We start from the raw sequence: 22,061 nt of genomic DNA on the forward strand, positions 1-22,061 counted from the left end.
CTTCGGGGATCACCTCGCCGATCGCTGCCACCAGGCCGGCGTGATCGTCGGACACAACCAACTCGACGCCCTTGAGGCCGCGCGCGGGGGTCGCCGGCGAGATGAAGAAACGAGACTCGCTGCGAACCCGGCTGCGCTATGGGTTTGACAAGAGCATGGCGGCCGGGCCGATCGCGCTGATCGGCTGGCTCGCCGTCGCTTCGCTGCTGATCATCATCGCCGCCGCGGCTTTTCTTGCGGTGACCCGCATCGCGCCGGAGGGCGGCGAACCACTGAACTTCTTCGAAGCATTCTGGGAATCGCTGATGCGCACCCTCGATTCCGGCACGATGGGCGGCGACACCGGCTGGGCCTTTCGTCTCGTCATGCTCTTTGTCACGCTCGCCGGCATCTTCGTCGTGTCGGCCCTCATCGGCGTGCTCAGCGCCGGCGTCGACAGCAAGCTCGATGAATTGCGCAAGGGCCGTTCGCGGGTGCTGGAGAGCGACCACACCATCATCCTCAACTGGTCGCCGTCGATCTTCGACGTCATCTCCGAACTCGTCATTGCCAATGCCAGCCGCCGCCATCCGCGCATTGTCGTCATGGCCAATATGGACAAGGTCGCAATGGAGGACGAGATCGCCGCCAAGGTCGGCAGACTGGGCAATACACGCATCATCTGCCGCAGCGGCGACCCGACCGACCTCTACGATCTGGCCATCGTCAACCCGCAGACCTCGCGCTCGATCATCGTGCTGTCGCCGGACGGCGACGATCCGGATTCGCAGGTCATCAAGACGGTGCTGGCGCTGGCCAACGACCCGAACCGGCGCACGGCGCCCTATAACATCGCCGCCGAGATCCGCGACGGAAAGAACGCCGAGGTCGCCCGCGTCGTCGGCGGGGCGGAGGTGCAGCTTGTCCTGGCCGACCAGCTGATCTCGCGCATCGTCGTGCATTCGAGCCGGCAGTCGGGTCTCAGCGGCGTTTATTCGGAGCTGCTCGATTTCGACGGCTGCGAGATCTACACCACCGAGCAGCCTGATCTCACCGGCAAGACCTTCGGCGAGGCGGCGATGGCGTATGAGCATTGCGCGCTGATCGGGCTCTGCGACGAAAAGGGGCGCGTCAACCTCAACCCGCCACCGGAGCTGGTGATCGGCAAGGACATGCGCGCCATCATCATTGCCGAGGACGATGCGGCCATCAAGCTGGGAAGCGCGGCGGCCAAGATCGATACCGCGGCGATTCTTCGCCATCAGCCCATTGAGGCGAAGCCGGAGAGCACGCTGATCCTTGGCTGGAACCGGCGCGGTCCGATCATCACCTATGAACTGTCGCGCTACGTCGCGCCGGGTTCGATCCTGACCATCGCCGCCGATACGCCAGGCCTCGAGCAGGAAGTTGCCGGCCTGCCGGTCGTCGGGGACAATCTGTCGGTTTCCTGCCGCATCACCGACACGTCGAGCAGCACAGAACTGGCAAGCCTGGACGTGCCTTCCTACGACCACGTGCTCGTCCTCGGCTACAGCGAGACCATGGCAGCGCAGCCCGCCGATACGCGCACGCTGGTGACGCTGCTGCATCTGCGCAAAATCGCAGAGGATGCCGGCACGCACATCTCGATCGTCAGCGAGATGATCGACGTGCGCAACCGCGAGCTGGCGGCGGTGACCAAGGCCGATGACTTCGTCGTCAGCAACCGGCTGGTCAGCCTGATGCTGGCGCAGGCATCGGAGAACCAGCATCTCGCCGCGATCTTCGATGACCTGCTCGACGAGGAGGGCTCTGAAATCTACATGCGTCCGGTCGGCGACTATGTCGCCATCGACCAGCCGGTGACGTTCTGGACGATCGCGGAATCGGCGCGGTTGCGCGGAGAGATCGCCATCGGGCACCGGCGCGTTCGCGCCGCGCAGAGTGATGAGCGGGCTCTGGGCGGCGTCACAGTCAACCCGCTGAAGTCGCAAGCGCTGGCCTACCTGCCTGAGGACCGGGTCATCGTGCTGGCGCGGGACTAAACCCCGGCGACCTTGGCGCGCGCCAGAAGCCGTTCGGCGAGCCTGAGATGCGGCCGGTCATACATCTTGCCGTCAATGCCGACCACGCCGGGATTGCCGGCCGCCTCGAAGGCGGAGACGATGGCCTGCGAGCGTTGCACTGCCTGCGCCGATGGCGTGAAGGCGGCGTTGATGACCGGCACTTGCGCCGGATGGATCGCCATCTTGCCGGTAAAGCCGTCACGCTCGGCCTCCGTGCATTCGGCTTCGAAGGTGGCCATGTCGCGAAAGCCGGGGAAGACTGTGTCGATCGCCGCGACTTCGGCTGCGCCGGCGGCAAGGATGGTCATCGTGCGGGCGAAGCGGAAGACATCGGTGTAGCGGCCGTTCTCGTCGCGCGACGCGCGCGCGCCGATCGCCGCCGACAGATCCTCAGCGCCCCAGGTGAGGCCGGCAAGCCGGGCGCTTGCCCCGGTGTAGGTCGCGGCCGCCAGCACGCCGGCAGCGGTCTCGGTGATGATCGGCAGGATTTTTATGCCGCCGTCCGGCAATCCGTTTTCGGCCTCGTGTACCCTGAGCTTTGCCGAGAGTTGCTGCACATCCTGGCCGCTGTTCGACTTCGGCAGCATGATGCCGTCGGGCTTTGCAGGAACCAGCGCGGCCAGATCATCGTCGGTCAATCCGGTCGAGAGATCGTTGACTCTGATATAGATGGCGGAGCTTGTCTGCTGCCTGTTGCCGGCGATAAAGCGTGCCGCGATGTCGCGTGCCGCCGCCTTGTTTTGTGGCGCCACGGAATCCTCGAGATCGACGATGACCACGTCGGCGCCGGCGCCAAAGCCTTTGTCCAGCTTCTTTTCGGAATCACCGGGAACAAACAGCAGCGAGCGCATCAGGCCGCCTTTTTCATCATCATCGCCTGGCGCGTGCATTTGGCAACGAGCACATCGTTCTGATTGTAGGCGTGATGCTCGAACTCGACGATGCCGCGGTCCGGCTTCGATTTCGAGTCCCTGACTGAGATCACCGTCGTTTCGACACGGATGGTGTCGCCGTGGAAGACCGGGTGCGGAAACACCGTCTCCTTCATGCCGAGATTGGCAATTGTGGTGCCGACGGTGATGTCATTGACGGAAATGCCGATCATCAGGCCGAGCGTGAACAGCGAATTGACCAGCGGTCTGCCCCATTCGCTCTTGGCGGCGAAGTCGAAGTCGATGTGCAGCGGCTGCGGGTTCAGCGTCATCACCGAGAACAGCATGTTATCGCTTTCGGTGACGGTCTTGCGCAGCGTGTGCCGAAAGACATGTCCGACGACGAACTCTTCGAGATAAAGCCCGGGCATCGTTTTTCTCCTCCGCTGCCTGACGGTTGATAGGCGCTGCCCATGCCGCCCGCAAGCCAGTTAATAAACATGGTGAACCGTTCGTAAACCATTTCTGCCTAGGGTCATTCCTGGGGCCGGAAGCTTTCCGGCAAGGGGCGTAGCAGGCAGTATGGTTGTCTCGCATTTTCTCAAATGGATCTACACCGCGAGAGTTTCGGAGCGCGCCGCGGCGGCGAGCGCGCTGGCCCGCGCCTACGTCAATTCCGACCTGCCTTTCGAAGACCGTTGCGCGGCCGAAGCGGCGCTGACGCTGCTGCTCGACGACGCCTCGTCGAAGGTGCGGCTGGCTATGGCCGAAGCGCTGTCGATGAGCCATCACGCGCCGCTGCAGATCATCAGCGCGCTTGCCTCCGATCAGCCGGAAGTGGCAGCCCTGGTGCTGGCGCGCTCCCCGCTGCTGACGGACGCCGACCTGATCGACCGCGTCGCGGCCGGGCACAAGGCGACGCAAAAACTGATCGCCGACCGGCCGGTCGTTTCGATGGCGGTTGCCGCGGCGATCGCCGAGATCGGCGAACCGGAAGCGTGTGCGGCGCTGCTCGCCAATGACGGCGCCGACATAGCCTCGCTCTCCTTCCGCCGCATCGCCGAGCGGCATGGCCATATCGCTCATTTGCGCGAGGCAATGGTCACGGATGTGCGGCTGCCGGCCGACTGCCGGCACATGCTACTGGTCAAGCTCGGCGAAACGCTGAAGGCTTCGCCGCTGGTGATGGCGCTGATGGGGGCGGCCAGAGCCGAGCGCGTCACGCGCGATGCTTGCGTCAAGGCTTCGGTGCGGCTGGTCGAAGGCACGCGCGCGGAGGAACATGCGGCACTCATCGAACATCTGCGCCTGCGCGGCGACCTGACCGCAAGTTTCATCATCCGCACCATTGCCCACGGCAAGGTCGACTTTTTCGGCTCGGCCCTGGTCACGCTCAGCCAGCAGTCGGAGCAGCGGGTGCGGGCCTTGCTCGCCGGCGGCCAGGACGTTGCGTTGCAGGCGCTGTTCCGCAGCGCCGGCCTTGCCGCTTCCACCCATGGCATCATCCTGCGCGCGCTCAAGATCTGGCGCGAAGTCGCCAACGGCAAGCGCCTCGCCGGCGTGCAGGAAGTCAGCTGGCTGATGCTGAAGGAACTCGGAGGTCAATCCACTGAGGGCGATCTCGCCGGCCTGGTCAAGTCGATCCATCTCGACGCGCTGCGGGAAAACGCGCGCGGGCATGCGCTGGCGATAGCCGCGGCCTGACGCCCTAGCCACGGTCCCTGGTGAAGAAATCCGGGAAATCCTCGATCGCGGCGGTGATGATGCGCAGCGAGGCTGCGATCTGCAGCATATCCGCACCGCCGCTGCGCTCTGAAAGGCTGGCTGCATATTGCCGGGCCACAGTGACAGTTGCTGTCTGTGGATCGCCCGTTGCGCGAAAGAGCAGTTCACGCGCGAGGCCGCGCAGGAAATTGGCGATCGAGAGCGCGGTGTCGGTAGGAGTGGACGGGCTCTGCTGCGCGGCGCGCAGGCGCAGGATTTCGAGGCCGACGGTAACGGCGGCGACCCCGCCGCCCAGGATCGCATCGCCTTTCCTGCCGGCATTCTGCAAGAGCGGCATCAGCTGGTTGATGCGGTCATAGGCCAGACTCTCGAAGGCCGAACGCCGCGGTACCCGCTCGTGCAGACACAGCCGCGCCAGATCCTCGCGCATGGCCCGCACGATGCGGTTGGCCGCGCGCCATGGATCCACCGGCAGCACCACGATGAAGACGCCGATCGCCAGCAGGATGCCGACCAGCACCGACGCCGAGCCGGCGAAAAACGGGCCTGGGGCATAGGTCATCGCTTGATGCGGGCTGAGGAAGGCGAGGAAATTGATGGCAAAGGCCGTCGCCACGCCGACGGTGCGCGGATTGGCCATGCCCAGCGCCGTCGGTACCAGGATCGGCACGACAAACAGCGTGAACCAGCCGAAGCCGGGCAAAGCAGGCAGCGCGACCTGGCCGACAAGGAAGGCAAAGGGCAAAGCCAGCAGCGTTCCCTTGAAGAAGCCCCAGGACACCCGCACCGGGTCAGGCCGCGAGGCGAAAAGACTGGAGACGACGGCAACGAGGATGACAGTGCCGGCCGCGTCGGACCATTTCGTCGTCAGCCAGAAGGCGGCGACCGCCAACGTGGCAAGGCCGGCGCGTATGGCATTGCGCGAAGCCCCGGGATAATCGCGGTGCACCACCAGCGCAGGCGGCTGCCTGTTGCTCCGGCTGGGGCCCGTCACCGGTGCGCGCAGGGCGTCGAGGCCGCGCAGCACCTGCTTGAAGGCTTCGGCGAAATCGGCGGCGATGGTGAGGCGGGTTATGGTGCCGACCCTGTCGTCGCCCTGATCGGTCGAGGCGTCGGGCATTTGCCGGGCCTTGCCGGCAATCGCGTCGAGCCGCGTCACCCAGGGCGACGTGTCGTCCAGCGCCTCGGGCGTCGCTGCCAGCTCGCTGACCAACGACTGCAGTTCGGAGCGTACCGGAATGAGCGCTGCGTTTTTCGGCGCGGCATGCGAATGCAGCGCGCGCGCCGCCGACAGCGCCGAGAGAAGCTGACCGATGGTTAGGCGGACCGGATGGGCGCGGGTGGCGAAGCTCGGTGCTTCGAGCCGGGCATAGGCGCGCATCTCGGCCAGCATCTGGGCGTCGGTGATCAGCTTGCGGTGCAGGCCGGCCAGCGTCGCCGGGTCGCCACCGGAAAAAGCGCCGCCTGCATAGGTTGCAAGGTCGAGGATGCTGCGCTTCAGCCTGGAGATGATGGCGTCAGCGGCCAGCTTGGGCAGGATCAGCCGGCTGGTCAGGCCGGCGCAGACGATGCCGAGCACGATCTCGGCGCAGCGCGCGACAGCGAGATCGACGACCACGTGCGGCTGGCCGAAAGCCGGCAGCCCAATGATCATCGCGGTATAGCCGGCAAGTGCGGCGCCATAGGCTTCCGGATTGCGCAGCAGCGACGAAACCAGCGTGCACAGCCCAATCCAGACGGACAGCGCCGTGACCAGCAGCCAGGGATTGGTGCCGAAAACCGAGGTGATGCCGATCGCCGCAAGTCCACCGGCCAGCGTGCCGAGCAGCCGGTAAAAACCTTTCGCCAGCACCATGCCGGCGACCGGCTGGGCGACGATGAAGACCGTCATCATCGCCCATTGCGGGTGGTCGAGTTTTAGCGCGTAAGCAGCGAGAAGCGCGATCAGACCGGCCGAAACCGTGCGCAGGGCGAAAATCCAATCCGAGCGCGTCGGCTGCGTCAGGCCCGCCAAACTGGTTTCGAAGTAGCTCTTCAGCCGCGCCCAGATCACAAGCTGGTCTCCGTATCGGAAGCGCAGGCTAGAGCAATTCGAGGAAAAGTGTGAAACGGTTTTCCGCCCGGAACTGCGTCAAAACGAAGAGTCGGCCGGCGCTCAGATATCCAGCACTTCCGTTGCGGCGAATTCGGCGCGTTCCTGGATGAAGCGGAAGCGGGCTTCCGGCTTGGTGCCCATCAGCGCGTCGACAGCATCCTTGGTTGCCGCCACGGCGTCGATGACATCGACCCTGAGCAGCGTGCGCTTCCTCGGGTCCATGGTGGTTTCCTTCAACTGCGCGGCCATCATTTCGCCCAAGCCCTTGAAACGGCCGATCTCGACTTTGGCGCGGCCGGTGAATTCGGTGCGCAACAGCTCGTCCTTGTGCGCATCGTCCCTGGCATAGGCAACCTTGCCGCCTTGCCGGATCGAATAGAGCGGCGGCACCGCCAGATAGAGATGGCCGCCATTCACCAGGTTCGGCATTTCCTGGTAGAAGAAGGTGATCAGCAGCGAGGCTATGTGAGCGCCGTCGACGTCGGCGTCGGTCATGATGATCACGCGGTCGTAGCGCAAATCCTCGTCGCGGTATTTCGAGCGCGTGCCGCAGCCGAGCGCCTGAATCAGGTCCGAAATCTGCTGGTTGGCGGCTAGCTTGTCGTTGCCGGCGCTGGCGACGTTGAGGATTTTTCCGCGCAGCGGCAGCACCGCCTGGCTGGCGCGGTCGCGCGCCTGCTTGGCCGAGCCGCCGGCCGAGTCGCCTTCGACGATGAACAGTTCGGCGCCCGCGGCGGCATTCTGCGTGCAGTCGGCGAGCTTGCCGGGAAGGCGCAGCTTGCGCACCGCGCTCTTGCGCGACACTTCCTTTTCCTGGCGCCGGCGCACCCGCTCGTCGGCGCGCGCAATCACCCATTCCAGCAGCTTGGAGGCTTCCTGCGGATTGTCGGCCAGCCAGTGGTCGAAGGGATCGCGGATGGCGGTCTCGACAATGCGAATGGCTTCGATCGTTGCCAGCCTGTCCTTGGTCTGGCCGACGAATTCCGGCTCGCGAATAAACACCGACAGCATGCCTGCCGCCGAGATCATCACGTCTTCGGAGGTGACGATCGAGGCGCGCTTGTTGCCGACCAGGTCGGCATAGGCCCGAAGCCCGCGCGTCAGCACATTGCGAAAGCCGGCCTCATGCGTGCCGCCTTCGCCGGTCGGGATTGTGTTGCAGTAGGAGTTGACGAAGCCGTCACCGCCGAACCAGGTCACCGCCCATTCCAGCGAGCCGTGGCCGCCCTGTTTTTCGCTCTTGCCGGCGAAGATCTCGCGGGTCACCTGGAAGTCGTCGCCAAGCGATGCCTTGAGATAGTCCTTCAAGCCGCCGGGGAAATGGAACTCCGCCTTGGCGGGCGTCTGGTCCTTTTCCTTGATCAGCGATGGGTCGCAGCTCCAGCGGATCTCGACGCCGCCGAACAGATAGGCTTTCGAGCGGGTCATGCGATAGAGCCGCGCCGGCTCGAAGGCGGCGCCCTTGCCGAAAATCTGCTCGTCGGGATGGAAGCGGATTTTGGTGCCGCGCCGGTTGTGCACTTCGCCGAGCTGCTCCAGCCCGCTCACCGGAACGCCGCGCGAGAACCTTTGGCGGTAAAGCTGGCGACCGCGCGCGACTTCGACTTCGAGATGGTCCGACAGCGCATTTACGACCGAGACGCCAACACCGTGCAGACCGCCGGAGGTCTCATAGACCTTGCTATCGAACTTGCCGCCCGAATGCAGCGTCGTCATGATGACTTCGAGCGCCGGCTTCTTGAATTTCGGATGCGGATCGACCGGAATGCCGCGGCCATTGTCGGTAACGGTCAGAAACCCGTCGGCCGACAGCTCGACATCGATGAAGGTAGCATGGCCGGCGACCGCCTCGTCCATCGAATTATCGATGACCTCGGCAAACAGATGGTGCATCGCCTTGTCGTCGGTGCCGCCAATATACATGCCGGGACGGCGCCGCACCGGCTCCAGCCCCTCCAGCACCTCGATGTCGGCGGCGCTATAGCCCTCGCTGCCGTCCTTGGTCGCGGCAGGACGCTTCGTGGCCTGCACCAGCGGGTCGGCCGGGCGCGAAGGTGTCCGAGCCGGTTGGGGCTGCTTTTCCAGATTGCCGAAAAGATCGTTGTTGTCGTCCATGCCTACCATAGAATCCGGTGCCGCGAATCACCCGTCGATACTGCCACGCTTTTCGGCGCCAAGCGACGGAAGTTCCTGTTACGTTCGGGGATTAAACCCTTCTTATCCTAAAACCTTTCGATAACCAAGCTGGCGGAAATAGGTCCGTGCGGAGCGGGCGCGATTCCTGAATCTTTAACAAAGCGGCCTAGCGTCGCCTCAACAAAACAAAAGACCACGAATGTCAGGGGTTGGTTGTGAGGGGCAAGGCCATAACGATGATTGGCATCGCTGCCGTCTTCGGCGCGATTTCAATCTTTGCCGCGGATTTCTGGGTGAAAAGCCAGGCCAAGGCCGATGCCGAAGAGAAAACGGCGTCGATCCCGGCGCCCGCCGTCCCCAAGGTCGTCTTCAAGACCATCGTGGTGGCCAACGCGCCGCTGCGTTACGGCATGGAGCTTGACCGGGCGCAGCTCAGCGAAATCCCATGGTCCGAGGATTCGGTGCCGCAGGGCGCATTCACCACAGTCAATGCATTGCTCGCCGAAGGCAGCCGCGTGGTATTGTCGCCGATCGAGATCAACGAGCCGGTGCTGATCAGCAAATTGTCGGGGCCGAACGGCCGCGCGACGCTATCCAACATGATGACGCCCGGCATGCGGGCGGTGACAATCCGCACCGACGAGATCGCCGGTGTCGGCGGCTTCGTCATGCCGGGCGACCGGGTCGACGTGGTGCTGACACGCGATGCGGGCGAAATCCAGGAAGTGGCCAAGAACGCGCAGGGCGCTGCCGGATCGACCGTTACCTCCGAGATTGTCGTCTCCGACGCCAAGGTGCTGACGGTGGGGCAGGGCGCCGACGAGCGCCAGACCACACCGCAGATCGCCAATTCCGTCACCATCGAGGTGACGACCGAAGGCGCGCAGAAAGTGGCGCTTGCCCGCACCGTCGGCACCTTGTCGCTGTCGCTCCGCTCGGCCGCAGACGGAGGGGCCGCCAAGGACGGCGTCACCACCATCTCGTCCTTCGGCGGATCGGTCGCCTCCGGCGTCCAGGCCGCTGCCGGCGCGCTGTTCACTGCCGCGACCAAGGAGCCTGAGAAGCCGAAATTCAAGACGATCATCGTGACGCGCGGCACGCAGGTCGAAGAATACCAGGTTCCTGCGCGGGACCAGCAATAACTGCCGGTGGGGACCGGGCGAGGGACGGGACAGATGTCGGGACTTCATGCATTTCAGACGACGAAAGGGCTGCGCCCAATGCGGGCGCTTGCGGTGGGGGCTTGCCTTGCCGCGGCCGTAATGCTCGGCCTCAGCGCGCCAGCCAAGGCCGACAACGATATCGTCCATGTCTCGTCGACAACGAATGCGTCGATCAAGGTGGCCAAGGGCAAGCCGAAGACGGTCATGACCAATGCCGCCTTCTACCAGATCGTGATCGGCGATCCGGAGATCGCCAACGTCAATCCGCTGACCGACAAATCCTTCTATGTGCTGGGCAACAATCTCGGCACCACCGGCATCGCGCTGTTCGACGAGAACAAGCAGCTGGTCGGCACCGTAGATATCGAGGTGACGCTGGACACCGACCAGCTGGCCAGCACCATTCGCGCCAGCGTGCCGGACGCCAAGATCAAGGTCGGCTCGGCCAATGGCCGCGTCGTGCTGTCGGGCGAGGCCGATGACGCGGTCGCCGCCGAGAAGGCAAGCAAGATCGCCAGCCGCTTCTCCGGCAATGAGGAAGTGATCAATTCGGTCAACATCTCGTCCTCGCAGCAGGTTCAGCTCAACGTCCGCTTCGTCGAGATCAATCGCCAGGCCGGACAGGATCTCGGCGCCAAATACAGCGCCAATTTCGCTTACGGCATTGGCGGGCGCGACGTCACCCTCGATCCTGGCACGGTGCCGGGAGCCGGCAATGGCGAGATCATCGGCCGGCTGCTGTCCAACGGCCTGTCGATCGACGTCGCCATCAAGGCGCTGGAGGAACGTGGTCTCGCCAGGCGGCTGGCCGAGCCGAACCTGATCGCCCGCTCGGGCCAGACGGCAAGCTTCCTCGCCGGCGGCGAGTTCCCGATCCCGGTCTCCGAGGACAATGGCAAGATTTCCGTCAGCTACAAGAAATACGGCGTCAGCCTCGACTTCACGCCGACGGTTCTCAAGGACGGGCTGGTGAGCCTCGACATCGCGCCGGAAGTGTCCTCGATCGACGCTTCGGCCTCCTACAATATCGGCAATATCTCGGTCCCGGGCTTTATCGTGCGCCGCGCCAAAACATCCGTCGACCTGAAGAATGGCCAGAGCTTCATGATCGCCGGCCTGCTGCAGTCACAGAACGACATTACCACATCGCGTCTTCCCGGACTCGGCAAGCTGCCGGTGCTCGGCTCGCTGTTCTCCTCCAAATCCTATCAGCGGCGCGAGACCGATCTGGTGATCATCGTCACCCCCTATCTGGTCAAGCCGGTCGATCCGTCGAAGAAGCTGCTCGAGCCGACCGACGGCACGCAGCCGGCCAGCAATGTCGACTATTTCCTCAACAACACCGAGGAAGTGAAATCGTCCGAAGCCAATCGTGCAGTGGCAATGGCCAGCGGCAGTACGGCACAGCCGGCCGCGGTCACCACCGTCGGGCATTTCCTCGACCTGCCGAAGGATTGAAGCCATGCGCGTGGAATCATGCATCGCCCTGCTGATCGCCGGCCTCGCCGGCGGCTGCACCAGCGACGACTATGTCCGCTCCGAGGGACCGACGATTGCCGCCGGCAACGCACAGGCCGCCAATACGGCCATGCAGATGGTCGATCCCTGGAAATACGGCGTCCAGAACACCAGGCTGCTGGTGCCGGCGCAACGCAGTGACGCCGCGGTCAACGCCGCCGACCAGGCTGCTGCCGCCAAGGCAGTGCAACCGACAGCGACAACCGATTGATTTGCCCGGTGATTTGACCGGGAATGACCTGACAGGCTGACAAAATGGCAAGCGGCATAAAGACCAAGAAAATCCTGCTGGTGTCCAGCGACCGGACCTTTGTGCAGGATACGCGCACCGCGTTCGCGGCTTCGGAGGTGATCCAGCTTTCGACCGTCGAGAAGAACATTTCCGAACTGCGCGGCGAGGTCCAGGAAGCCGATTTCGGCGCGCTCATCGTCGACATGGATGCGGCAAAGCTGGAAGAGATCGAGTCGCTGCAGCGCATCATGCGCCGGCTCGAAGGCCGCGTTCCGGTGGTCGTCGTCACCCAGGAATTCAACGCAGCCGCGGTGCGTATCCTGGTGCAGCTCCAGGTCGCCGATTTCCTGGTCAAGCCGATCACCACCGCCGATCTGGTGCGGTCGGTCGTGCGCGCGCTGCAAGGGCCGGGGCGCGAGGAAAACACCGAGTCGCAGATCTATACCTTCATGCCGGCCGCCGGCGGCGTCGGCACCACGACGCTGGCGCTGCAGACCGCCTTCCAGCTGCATCATTCGGTGACGCGCGGCGCGTCGACCTGCGTGGTCGACCTCAACTTCCAGCAAGGCGCCTGCGCCGAATATCTCGACCTCGAGCCGCGCTTCGACATCACCGAAATCGAGAACCAGCCCGAGCGCCTCGACCGTCAGCTGCTGGATGTGATGCTGTCCAAGCATGCGAGCGGGCTCTGCGTGCTGGCGGCGCCCACGCATCCGTCGGAAATGCGCTCGTTCAAGACCGATGTCGTGGTGCGCATGCTCGATCTCGTCTCGGCCTATTTCGATAACGTCGTCATCGACATGCCGCGCACCTGGTTTCCGTGGACGGAGACGGTGCTGCTCGGCTCCAACAAGCTCTACATCGTCGCCGAAATGACGGTGCCATGCCTGCGCCACACGCAGCGGCTGATCCAGGCGGTCTACGAGACGGCCGGCAAGGAAGTGAAGCCGAACGTGATCGTCAACCGTTTCGAGCAGAAGATGTTCGACAACGGCATCAAGCAGGCGGATGTCCAGGAAATCCTGGGCGAGCATTTCGTCGGCGGCATCTCCAACAATTACCGGCTTGTGCGAGAAGCGGTCGACCGCGGCGTGCCGCTGCATGAGATCGACCCGAACGCCAATGTCGTCAACGATCTGAAGAGGATCATCCTGCCGGAAGAAGCCGTGGTGACGCCGGAGAAATCGCGCTCGCTGTTCGGCATCGGCAGGGGCCTCCTGAAGAGGAAAGCCGGATGACCAGCCGCTTCTCGACCCTGCAGAACCGTGACGTCCGCGCGCTGAAGCCGGCCGAGGCGGCGCCGGTCGCGCATCACGCCGTGGTCATCCCGACGAACCGCAAGGCCTTGCCGCCGAAGCCGGAGACAACACCGGGAAAAAGCGCCAACAAGGTGCTCGATGCCCGCGTGCGCATCCACCGGCTACTGCTCGAGGAAATCAACCTGGTCGCGCTGGAGCGCCTGCCCAGGGATGAGATGCGCCGGCAGGTGCAGGAGTTCGTGTCGGAAAAGACCCGCCAGGAGCGTATGGCGATCAACACCGTCGAACTTGAAGCGCTGGTCGATGACATCGTCGATGAGATGGTCGGCCTCGGCCCGCTGGAACCGCTGCTCAAGGACCCCGACATCAACGACATCCTGATCAACGGCCACCAGAACTGCTTCGTCGAAAAACGGGGCAAGCTGCAGCAGGTCCATATCCCGTTCAAGGACGAGGCGCACCTGTTGCGCATCGTCAACAAGATCGTCGCCGCCGTCGGCCGCCGGGTCGACGAATCGCAGCCGATGGTCGATGCCCGCATGCTCGACGGCTCGCGCTTCAACGCCGCCATTCGCCCGGTCGCCGTCGACGGGCCGCTGGTGTCGATCCGCAAGTTTTCAAAGAACAAGCTCGGCCTGCACAAGCTGGTCGAGTTCGGCGCCATCACCCAGAACATGGCCGAGGTGCTGGCGGCTGCAGTCCACGCCCGCAAAACGACCATCATCTCGGGCGGTACCGGCACCGGCAAGACGACGATGCTCAACGCATTGTCAGCCTTTATTCCGGAAGACGAACGGTTGATCACCATCGAGGACGCGGCCGAACTGCAGCTGCAGCAGCCGCATGTCGCGCGCATGGAAACGCGCCCCGCCAACATCGAAGGTCATGGCGAGCTGAAGCAGCGCGACCTGGTCAAGAACGCGCTGCGCATGCGCCCTGACCGCGTCATCCTCGGCGAGTGCCGCGGCGAGGAGGCCTTCGACATGCTGCAGGCGATGAACACCGGCCATGAAGGCTCGATGGCGACCATCCACGCCAACACGCCGCGCGACGCCATTTCGCGCCTCGAGCAGATGCTGGGCATGACCGGCATGCCGATGACGGTGCAGTCGATCCGCAGCCAGATCGCCAGCGCGCTCGACCTTATCGTCCAGCTGACGCGACTGTCGGACGGCAAGCGCAAGGTGACCAGCGTCGCCGAGGTGACCGGCATGGAAGGCGACGTCATCCAGATGCAGGAGATATTCCGCTTCGTGCGCACCGGCATGGAAGCCGACGGCAAGATCCTCGGTCACTACGAGGCGACCGGCATTCGCCCGCGTTTCCTCGAGGACCTGCGCAATATGGGCATTGAATTCCCCGGCAAATATTTCGAACCCGGCCGGCCGCAGGAGTAGCCGGGTGTTCGAGAATTTCAGCCCGATCTATGTCGTCTATGCCGCGGCAGCGCTGACCGGCATCATGATCGCCGAAGGCTGCTATCTGCTCTATGCCGGCCGCAGCGACAAGCGCCTGGCTATCAACCGGCGCATGAAGCTGCAGGAAAACAAGATCAGCCAGGAACAGGTGCTGATCCAGCTGCGCAAGGAACGCGGCCTCGATTCCGGCACGTCATTCTTCTCGCCCAACCGTTTTCGCGCGCTGCGCACGCAGTCTGGCATGGTGATGCCCTTGCCGAAATTCCTGACGATGACGACGGGCGTGGCGCTGGCGATGATGCTCGTCGCGCTCTGGTACGGCCTGCCGCTGTTGCTCGCCATTTTGCTGTTTGTGGTGCTGACAGCGCTGCTGCCGGTAATTGTGCTGCGTTCCAAGCGTGCCCGGCGGGTGAAGCGTTTCGGCGTGCAGTTGCCGGAGGCGCTGGAATTGATCACGCGCGGCTTGAAGGCCGGGCATCCGGTTCCGGTGGCGATCTCGATGGTGTCGCGCGAGATGTCCGATCCGATCGGCACCGAATTCGGCGTTATCTCCGACGAGGTGACTTATGGTTCCGACCTGGTTTCTGCGCTGAATTCACTGTTCGACCGCGTCGGCCAAGAGGATCTGCCGCTGTTCGTCACCGCGGTTTCCATCCAGACGAGTTCGGGCGGCAATCTGCGCGAGATCCTCGACGGGCTGTCGACGACGATCCGCGAACGCGGCAAGCTGCGCCGCAAGGTGCGCGCCATTTCGACTGAGGGTCGTATGTCGGCCTATATCCTGACGGCGGTGCCGGCACTGCTGTTCGCCACCATCATGGTGATGATGCCGCAATTCTATCAGAGCGTCTGGGATGTACCGAAGACGTGGTATCTGCTGGGCGGTTCCGTGACATGGCTGATGCTGGGTAACATCATCATGTTCAAGATGTCGAACTTCCGGTTCTGAGATGGAGCAGATGATCCAGTTTCTTGCATCGCTGGCGCCGACGTCGCTGATGCCGGTAGCCGCGCTGCTGCTGGTGTTGGGTGGCAGCGCGGTGGCATGGCCGCTCGTGGTAGCCAAAGGCGACCGCAACGATCTCAAGCGCCGGCTCAAGATCGACGACAGCAAGACTCCCCAACAGGCCGAGGCGGCGCCGAAGAAGAACCAGAGCGTCGTGCGCGAGAAGGCGGTGAAGCGGGCGCAGGAATTCTACGCCAAGAGCGATCCGGAAAATGTCGCCCGGTTGCGTATGAAGCTGATCCAGGCGGGCTATATGGAGCCGCGCGCGATCGGCACATTCTTCCTGATCCGCTTCGCCTGCCTGGTGGGCGCAACGATCGGCGCGTTCCTGGTCAACCATTGGATGGGCAGCGCCGATTCCACCGCGACCAGCCGCTGGACCTTCATCATCCTGTCGGGAGCCGCCGGCTATTTCGTGCCCGGCCTGGTGCTCAGCCAGAAGGTGCGGGAAAAGATGCGCGAATACCGCAACGGCTTTCCCGACTTCATGGATTTGATGATCGTCTGCTCCGATGCGGGCATGAGCATGGAGGCAGGCATCGAGCGGGTCTCGAAGGAACTGGCCAAGAACTATCCGTCGCTGAGCCAAAACCTGCAGCTGGTGTCGCTGGAACTCAGGGCGGGCCGCAGCCTCGACGATGCCTTGAAGGCGCTCGCCGACCGCCTCAGCCTGGATGAGGTGCGCTCCTTCGCCACGCTTTTGCAGCAGTCGAAGGAACTCGGCACCAGCCTTGCCGGGGCGCTGCGCGTGTTCTCCGATGAAATGCGCCACAAGCGCATGTCGCTGGCCGAGGAGAAGGCACATGCCTTGCCGGCCAAGATGTCGGTGCCGGTGGTGGTGTGCATCCTGCCGGTGGTGCTGATGATCGCCGTCATCCCGATCATCGTCAAAATGACGGCGGTTCAGTAGATACGTAGGGGATTGCCCGGCGGCTTCTTGCGGTTACTCACTCCAACTACGCTTCATCTGGATGTCGAAACCCGGCCGGTTCGGTCGCTCTCCTTCGGCAAAATCCGCAAAGCAAAATGAGTGAGCCGTTCATGCGAATAGTCTTGTGCACCGCTTTCCTCGGCCTGGCCGCCACCAGTCTGTCGCCGGCGGCGGCCGCGGCCGACGATTGCGGCGATGCTGCCGCCCTGGTGCAACAGGCCTATCCCAGGGCCCAAAAGAGCGCAGACGGCGCCTCGTTCACGCTCGAACCCCATACCAGCATCGCCGTGACGCTCCCGGATACGCCGTTTGGCCTCGTCTGCAAGATATGGCCTGCCCATGACGATCTGTTGCTGGTCGCGGTGCCGCTCATCGACAGCAGCCAATCCAGCGACGACGGGCATGTCGGCGATGTCGACCTTCTGGTCGTCGACAGGAAGACCCGGCAGGTGCGCCAGCGCCTGCTCCAGCCCGGGCTGATGACCGATGATGCCATCGCCATCAACAAGGTCGAATTCGATACCGGCCGCTATGGCCTGGCGCCCGGTGTCACCGGCTTTGGCCTGCGCATCCAAATGGCGAGCCATTCGCGGCCCAATCCCTTCAGCGAAACCGACCTCCGGCTCTATGCCCTTGACGGCGGTGATCTGCGCCTGGTCCTCGACGGCATCATCGTGGCCGGCTTTGGCGGCGAAGGCGACACCAATTGCGCAGGATCCTTTCAATCCAGCCGGGTCAGCCTGGCGATGAGCCCGGCGAGACATCACGGCTATCACGACATCACAGTGTTCGAGCGGTTGGACACCGACAATCCGTCTGTCGACAAGAATGGCGAGTGCCAGTCCCATCCCGGAAGGTCCATGAAACGAACCTACCGGCTGCGCTATGACGGCAGCCGCTATCAGTTTCCGGCGGGGCTCAAGTCGATGGAGCCGGACCCTCGGCTGGTTAATGGCTGGTGTGCCCGAAACCAAATTTTAGGGGCGTTTCAGCACTGAAGTTTAATTGCCCTGTTGTAGTCTGCCTCCTGAAGAACGACCCGGTAAATCGGGCGATTGGGGCCAGGGGCATGCGTCACAGAATTTTCACGGCAATGGCCGCGCTAGCGGCCGTCTTGATGGTCAGCGGCTGTACGACTGAGAACGTCGATAAGACCAAGACTACGTCGATCCAACCGGTGGCAAAAGACGTCAGCACCTCCGACCTTGCGCAAGGCAAGGCGCAGTTCCGCGAGGCCAATTACGGCCTTGCCGAACAGCATTTCCGCAAGGCCGTGGAACTGAAGGCCGACAGTGCCGAGGGATGGATGGGGCTTGCCGCCTCCTATGACGAACTCGGCCGCTTCGACTTCGCCGACCGCGCCTACGACCAGCTTTTGAAGGTTGCCGGGCGCAAGCCGCAGATTGTCAACAATATGGGCTATTCGCAGCTGCTGCGCGGCAACAAGAAGAAGGCGAGAGCGCTGCTCATGGAAGCAAGGGCCGGCATGGCCGACCCGAGCGTGATCAACGCCAATCTGGCGCTGCTCAACAAGGACTGAGACTAGGGACACTCGCGTGCCGAGCTTCGCGGGACGGCAGTCGACGCTTTGTAAACCCTGTCGGCAGGTTGCTTTGAAAACCGGCCGAAAACGGTATCTCCGGCCGGTTGCATGCCTATGATGCGCCACAAATCGAAGATCCCAAAGGTTGCCGCTCATCCATGCTGGATTTCAGTTCGCTATTGCTGGCGGCTGCGCTGTCGGGCACATGCCTGAGCGTCACCATGTTTGTGATCTGGTTCACGGCGCCGCGTCCACGCTTCGTGCTGACGGTTGCGTGCGGCATTCTCGTCCTTGTCGCCCACGTCATCGTCTTCTGGCGCTACACGAGGGAGCCCAGTCCGTTGCTTTGTCAGGCAGCGTTGGCGCTGCTCAGCCTCGGTTTCCTGGCGCTTTCACTTTCGGCCATGCAATATCTTGGTGTGCGCAATTACAGCCGCGCTGTCCTGCCGGCCATGCTCGCGATCGCTGTCTGCGCCGGCGTGACCTATCTCGGTTTCGATGGTGTCGGCTTCATCCTCACCTATACGACGGTAACAGTGCTGCTCGCCTCGATCGGGGTGATGTTCTGGATCAAGGGCGGTCAGGATCGCGGCATTCTGCTGGTCGTTTCGGCGCTAAGCGGCGTCTGCGGCGTATCCTTCGGGCTCTGCGGCGCCGTGCTTCTGGGGCCAGTGGGTGCTCGGCGTCGCACCCGACAATTGGGCCGAGCGGTTGAATTCGGTCGTGGCGGTCGCCTGCATGACGGCTCTCGGCGCGCTGACGCTGTCGCTGCATCATCTGCAGGCACAGATCGAACTGAAGGCCGAGACCCTGACCGACCCGTTGACCGGTCTGATGAACCGGCGGGCTTTGAACTCGCTCTATCGCGAGCGCGTCTTCGGCCCGTTCATGTCGGTCGCCATGTTCGACCTCGACCACTTCAAGCGAACCAACGATGTCTATGGCCATCCCGTCGGCGATCGGGTGCTCTGCCGTTTCGCCGCAGTCATCAAGAAGTATGACAGGGTTGGCGTCGACGCCTTCCGGCTGGGCGGCGAGGAGTTCGCGTTGGTCATGTCTCGGATGACCGAAGACAAGGCCTACGATTTCGCCAGCAGGATCGGCGTCGCCTTCGACACGGAAGTGGTGCCGACGCCGCGCGGGCCGTTGCGCAGCAGCGTCAGCGGCGGCATTGGCTTTGGCAAGGAAGACGGCAGCAGCCTGGATGAAGTGCTGGCCGAGGCCGACCGGGCGCTCTACGCGGCCAAGAACGCCGGGCGAATCGCGTGCTTGTCCTCAACGGCAAAGCCGACGGACCGGCCCTGCGCTCAGCCTGACAGGCCAGAGTGTTATTCGGCGGCGCCGAGATATTCCGACAGCGGCGGGCAGGAGCAGACGAGGTTGCGGTCGCCGGCGACATTGTCGATGCGCGAGACCGGCGGCCAGTATTTGGCCGCTGTATCGACATCGTCGGCGGGGTAGGCCGCTTCCAGCCGCGAATAGGGGTGGGTCCACTGGCCGGCAAGGGTTTCGGCCGCCGTGTGCGGGGCATTGACCAGCGGGTTGTCCTCGAGCGGCCATTCACCCTTCGCCACTTTCGCTGCCTCGCCGGCAATGGCGATCATCGCCTCGCAGAACCGGTCGAGTTCGCGCTTGGGCTCGGATTCGGTCGGCTCGACCATCAGCGTGCCGGCGACAGGGAACGACATGGTCGGCGCGTGAAAACCGTAATCGATCAGCCGCTTGGCGATATCGTCGACGCTGATGCCAGCGCTCTCCTTGAGCACGCGCGTGTCGAGGATGCATTCATGCGCGATGCGATCGTGCCTGCCCTTGTAGAGAAGCGGGAAGTGCGGCGCGAGCCGCGTCGCCACATAATTGGCCGAGATGATCGCCGTCTCCGTCGCCTGCTTCAGGCCGGCGGCGCCCATCATGCGGATGTACATCCAGGTGATCGGCAGGATGGAAGCGCTGCCGAACGGGGCAGCGGACACGGCATGCGCCGAACCTTCGGTGACATGACCCGGCAGATAGGGTTTCAGATGCGCCCTGACGCCGATCGGACCGACGCCCGGACCGCCGCCGCCATGCGGGATGCAGAAGGTCTTGTGCAGGTTCATGTGGCAGACATCGGCGCCGATATCGGCGGGCCGCGCCAAAGCAACCAGGGCGTTAAGGTTGGCGCCGTCGAAATAGACCTGGCCGCCATGCTCGTGAATGAGAGCGCACAGGTGGCGCGCGCCTTCTTCGTAGACGCCGTGCGTCGAGGGATAGGTGAACATCAGGGCTGCGAGATTCTTCGAATGCTCGTTGGCCTTGGCCCGCATATCGTCCATGTCGATATTGCCGTCCTCCAGGCAACGCACGACGACGACGCTCATGCCGGCCATCGCCGCACTCGCGGGATTGGTGCCATGCGCGGACTGGGGGATCAGGCAGATGGTGCGATGGCCTTCGCCACGCGAACGGTGATAGGCGCGGATGGCGAGCAGGCCGGCATATTCGCCTTGGCTGCCGGCATTGGGCTGCAGGCTGACGGCGTCGAAGCCGGTGATCTCCGCCAGCCAGCCTTCCAGCTCGCCGACCATGGCGCGATAGCCGGCCGAATGGCTGGCCGGCGCGAAGGGATGGAGGTTGGCGACAACAGGCCAGCTGACCGGCATCATTTCGGCCGCCGCGTTGAGCTTCATGGTGCAGGAGCCCAACGGGATCATGGTGCGGTCGAGCGCCAAATCCTTGTCGGCTAGCCTGCGCAGCAGGCGCATCATGTCGGTCTCGGAGTGGTTTTCGCGGAAAACCGGCTGGGTCAGAAACTCCTTGCCGCGCGGCTTGCCGGGCATCGCGCCGGCCTCAGTAGCGCCGGACTTGGCGCCGAACAGGGCGGCGATAGCCTCGACATCCGCCTCGGTCGAGGTTTCGTCGAAGGCGATGCTGATGCGGTCGGCATCGATGACGCGCAGCAGCCGGCCACCTTTTTCAGCGGCAGCGGCGATCGAAGCTGCCTTGCCCTTCACTTTGGCCGTCACCGTGTCGAAACGGCTTGAGCCGAGCACGGAAACACCAGCGGTTTTCAGGCCTGCTGCGAGGCGGTTGGCGAGCTCATGGATGCGCGCTGCGATCGCCTGCAAACCAGTGGGGCCGTGCCAGATCGCATAGGCGGTCGCCATGTTGGCAAGCAGCGCCTGCGCGGTGCAGATGTTGGAGGTCGCCTTGTCGCGGCGGATATGCTGTTCGCGCGTCTGCAGGGCGAGGCGATAGCCGGGACGGCCTTTGCTGTCTATCGACTGCCCGACGAGGCGGCCGGGCATCAGCCGGGTCAGCTTGTCGGAGACGGCGCAATAGGCGGCGTGCGGGCCGCCAAAGCCCATCGGCACGCCAAAGCGCTGCATCGCGCCGACGGCGATGTCGGCGCCAAGCCTGGCCGGCGCGTCGGTCAGCGTGAGACCAAGCGGATCGGCGATGAAGACGACCACGGCGCCGGTGGCGCGAGCCTTCTCGATCGCCGCCTTGTGGTCGCCATAGACGCCAAACGTGTCCGGCCAGGAGACCAGCAGGGCGGCGGTGTTGTCGTCGATGGTCTCGCCATCGATCTCGATGCCGAGCGGCTCGGCGCGGGTGCGCACGACGTCCAGCGTCTGCGGATGCGGCGTGCCGGCCAGCGCTACCTTGGTGCGCTTGTCGCGATGATGGCGCAGCGCGATGCCGACCGCTTCGGCCACCGCCGTCGCTTCGTCGAGCAGGGAAGCCGAAGCCACCGGCAGGCCGGTCAATTCGGTGACCAGGGTCTGGAAGTTGAACAGCATTTCCAGGCGGCCCTGGCTGATCTCGGCCTGGTAGGGCGTATAGGCGGTGTACCAGGCCGAGTTCTCGAACAGGTTGCGCTGGATGACCGGCGGCACGTGGACGCCGTGATAGCCGGCGCCGATGAAGCTCTTCAGCACCGTGTTTTTTGCCATGATCGCCGACAATTCGGCCAGCGCTTCGGCTTCGCTCGCCGGCGCGGGAAGGGTCAGCGGCAGATCGAGGCGGATCGACTGCGGCACAGCCTGGCTGATCAGCGTCTCGACAGAGGGAACGCCGATCACGGCAAGCATGGCTCTGACATCGTTTACATCAGGACCGATGTGGCGGGCCGAGAAGGGGGTAAGTGCTGCGCTCAT

Annotated in this window: 16 protein-coding genes and 2 pseudogenes; 12 read left to right on the forward strand and 6 right to left on the reverse strand. The window is 63.9% G+C overall.

Features of this window, described 5'->3' with window-relative positions; translation table 11 throughout:
- Nucleotides 1-82: pseudogene (locus tag NKI10_RS20355) on the reverse strand (transposase); the annotation flags it as partial.
- A 19-nt stretch (nucleotides 83-101) separates the two neighbouring features.
- On the opposite strand from NKI10_RS20355, the gene NKI10_RS20360 reads away from it, so the two are divergent.
- Nucleotides 102-2,003 carry a CASTOR/POLLUX-related putative ion channel gene (locus NKI10_RS20360; protein ID WP_352861669.1) on the forward strand — a complete coding sequence of 634 codons (1,902 nt, stop codon included), beginning with the start codon at nucleotides 102-104 and terminating at the stop codon, nucleotides 2,001-2,003.
- Here the strand turns inward: NKI10_RS20360 and NKI10_RS20365 are convergent.
- Nucleotides 2,000-2,875, reverse strand: coding sequence for an HpcH/HpaI aldolase/citrate lyase family protein (locus NKI10_RS20365; protein ID WP_352861671.1), 876 nt, complete (start codon nucleotides 2,873-2,875; stop codon nucleotides 2,000-2,002). The genes NKI10_RS20360 and NKI10_RS20365 overlap by 4 nt on opposite strands.
- Nucleotides 2,875-3,387 (reverse strand): MaoC family dehydratase, encoded by a 513-nt coding sequence (locus NKI10_RS20370; RefSeq protein ID WP_502897561.1) that lies wholly within the window; start codon nucleotides 3,385-3,387, stop codon nucleotides 2,875-2,877. Before NKI10_RS20370 ends, NKI10_RS20365 begins: the two co-directional genes overlap by 1 nt.
- Before the next feature lie 91 nt (nucleotides 3,388-3,478).
- Here NKI10_RS20370 and NKI10_RS20375 point away from each other — a divergent pair, with 91 nt between their 5' ends.
- Nucleotides 3,479-4,600: a DUF2336 domain-containing protein gene (locus NKI10_RS20375; protein ID WP_023729872.1), complete on the forward strand. Its 1,122-nt coding sequence runs from the start codon at nucleotides 3,479-3,481 to the stop codon at nucleotides 4,598-4,600.
- A 4-nt stretch (nucleotides 4,601-4,604) separates the two neighbouring features.
- On the opposite strand, the gene NKI10_RS20380 is transcribed toward NKI10_RS20375, so the two are convergent.
- Together NKI10_RS20380 and parE are read right to left on the reverse strand one after the other, a co-directional pair.
- Nucleotides 4,605-6,674 (reverse strand): FUSC family protein, encoded by a 2,070-nt coding sequence (locus tag NKI10_RS20380; RefSeq protein ID WP_352861674.1) that lies wholly within the window; start codon nucleotides 6,672-6,674, stop codon nucleotides 4,605-4,607.
- Nucleotides 6,675-6,776: 102 nt separating this feature from the next.
- Nucleotides 6,777-8,831: a DNA topoisomerase IV subunit B gene (gene parE, locus NKI10_RS20385; RefSeq protein ID WP_023691142.1), complete on the reverse strand. Its 2,055-nt coding sequence runs from the start codon at nucleotides 8,829-8,831 to the stop codon at nucleotides 6,777-6,779.
- Between the two features lie 257 nt (nucleotides 8,832-9,088).
- Here parE and cpaB point away from each other — a divergent pair, with 257 nt between their 5' ends.
- The 10 genes and pseudogenes from cpaB to NKI10_RS20435 form a co-directional block, all read left to right on the forward strand.
- Entirely contained in the window at nucleotides 9,089-9,994 is a 906-nt protein-coding gene (cpaB, locus tag NKI10_RS20390; RefSeq protein WP_023681601.1) for a Flp pilus assembly protein CpaB, read from the forward strand.
- 78 nt (nucleotides 9,995-10,072) lie between these two features.
- Nucleotides 10,073-11,473, forward strand: coding sequence for a type II and III secretion system protein family protein (locus tag NKI10_RS20395; RefSeq protein WP_031208075.1), 1,401 nt, complete (start codon nucleotides 10,073-10,075; stop codon nucleotides 11,471-11,473).
- A gap of 4 nt (nucleotides 11,474-11,477) precedes the next feature.
- Nucleotides 11,478-11,744: a hypothetical protein gene (locus NKI10_RS20400; RefSeq protein ID WP_352861677.1), complete on the forward strand. Its 267-nt coding sequence runs from the start codon at nucleotides 11,478-11,480 to the stop codon at nucleotides 11,742-11,744.
- A gap of 44 nt (nucleotides 11,745-11,788) precedes the next feature.
- Nucleotides 11,789-13,003 carry a CpaE/TadZ family protein gene (locus tag NKI10_RS20405; protein ID WP_352861679.1) on the forward strand — a complete coding sequence of 405 codons (1,215 nt, stop codon included), beginning with the start codon at nucleotides 11,789-11,791 and terminating at the stop codon, nucleotides 13,001-13,003.
- Nucleotides 13,000-14,421, forward strand: coding sequence for a TadA family conjugal transfer-associated ATPase (locus NKI10_RS20410; RefSeq protein ID WP_352861681.1), 1,422 nt, complete (start codon nucleotides 13,000-13,002; stop codon nucleotides 14,419-14,421). The genes NKI10_RS20405 and NKI10_RS20410 overlap by 4 nt, the downstream gene beginning before the upstream one ends.
- Before the next feature lie 4 nt (nucleotides 14,422-14,425).
- Nucleotides 14,426-15,391 (forward strand): type II secretion system F family protein, encoded by a 966-nt coding sequence (locus NKI10_RS20415; RefSeq protein ID WP_352861683.1) that lies wholly within the window; start codon nucleotides 14,426-14,428, stop codon nucleotides 15,389-15,391.
- 1 nt (nucleotide 15,392) lies between these two features.
- On the forward strand, nucleotides 15,393-16,358 hold the full coding sequence (locus NKI10_RS20420; RefSeq protein ID WP_352861685.1) for a type II secretion system F family protein: 966 nt from the start codon (nucleotides 15,393-15,395) through the stop codon (nucleotides 16,356-16,358).
- Between the two features lie 230 nt (nucleotides 16,359-16,588).
- Entirely contained in the window at nucleotides 16,589-17,377 is a 789-nt protein-coding gene (locus tag NKI10_RS20425; RefSeq protein ID WP_352861687.1) for a PA3715 family protein, read from the forward strand.
- Between the two features lie 71 nt (nucleotides 17,378-17,448).
- On the forward strand, nucleotides 17,449-17,919 hold the full coding sequence (locus tag NKI10_RS20430) for a hypothetical protein (protein WP_352861689.1): 471 nt from the start codon (nucleotides 17,449-17,451) through the stop codon (nucleotides 17,917-17,919).
- Nucleotides 17,920-18,756: 837 nt separating this feature from the next.
- Nucleotides 18,757-19,125: pseudogene (locus NKI10_RS20435) on the forward strand (GGDEF domain-containing protein); the annotation flags it as partial.
- Between the two features lie 125 nt (nucleotides 19,126-19,250).
- Here NKI10_RS20435 and gcvP read toward each other — a convergent pair.
- A complete protein-coding gene (gcvP, locus tag NKI10_RS20440; RefSeq protein ID WP_352861690.1) occupies nucleotides 19,251-22,061 on the reverse strand; it encodes an aminomethyl-transferring glycine dehydrogenase in 2,811 nt (936 codons plus the stop codon).

Origin of the sequence: Mesorhizobium sp. M0802, from assembly GCF_040320115.1 — a bacterium.
In the GTDB taxonomy this organism is placed as follows: Bacteria; Pseudomonadota; Alphaproteobacteria; order Rhizobiales; family Rhizobiaceae; genus Mesorhizobium.

Bases quoted from the DNA above. Each gene is read 5' to 3' on its own strand.
- NKI10_RS20360 (WP_352861669.1), top strand. From the start codon at position 102: ATGAAGAAACGAGACTCGCTGCGAACCCGGCTGCGCTATGGGTTTGAC.
- NKI10_RS20365 (WP_352861671.1), bottom strand. From the start codon at position 2,875: ATGCGCTCGCTGCTGTTTGTTCCCGGTGATTCCGAAAAGAAGCTGGAC.
- NKI10_RS20375 (WP_023729872.1), top strand. From the start codon at position 3,479: ATGGTTGTCTCGCATTTTCTCAAATGGATCTACACCGCGAGAGTTTCG.
- parE (WP_023691142.1), bottom strand. From the start codon at position 8,831: ATGGACGACAACAACGATCTTTTCGGCAATCTGGAAAAGCAGCCCCAA.
- cpaB (WP_023681601.1), top strand. From the start codon at position 9,089: ATGATTGGCATCGCTGCCGTCTTCGGCGCGATTTCAATCTTTGCCGCG.
- NKI10_RS20395 (WP_031208075.1), top strand. From the start codon at position 10,073: ATGCGGGCGCTTGCGGTGGGGGCTTGCCTTGCCGCGGCCGTAATGCTC.
- NKI10_RS20400 (WP_352861677.1), top strand. From the start codon at position 11,478: ATGCGCGTGGAATCATGCATCGCCCTGCTGATCGCCGGCCTCGCCGGC.
- NKI10_RS20405 (WP_352861679.1), top strand. From the start codon at position 11,789: ATGGCAAGCGGCATAAAGACCAAGAAAATCCTGCTGGTGTCCAGCGAC.
- NKI10_RS20410 (WP_352861681.1), top strand. From the start codon at position 13,000: ATGACCAGCCGCTTCTCGACCCTGCAGAACCGTGACGTCCGCGCGCTG.
- NKI10_RS20420 (WP_352861685.1), top strand. From the start codon at position 15,393: ATGGAGCAGATGATCCAGTTTCTTGCATCGCTGGCGCCGACGTCGCTG.
- NKI10_RS20430 (WP_352861689.1), top strand. From the start codon at position 17,449: ATGCGTCACAGAATTTTCACGGCAATGGCCGCGCTAGCGGCCGTCTTG.
- gcvP (WP_352861690.1), bottom strand. From the start codon at position 22,061: ATGAGCGCAGCACTTACCCCCTTCTCGGCCCGCCACATCGGTCCTGAT.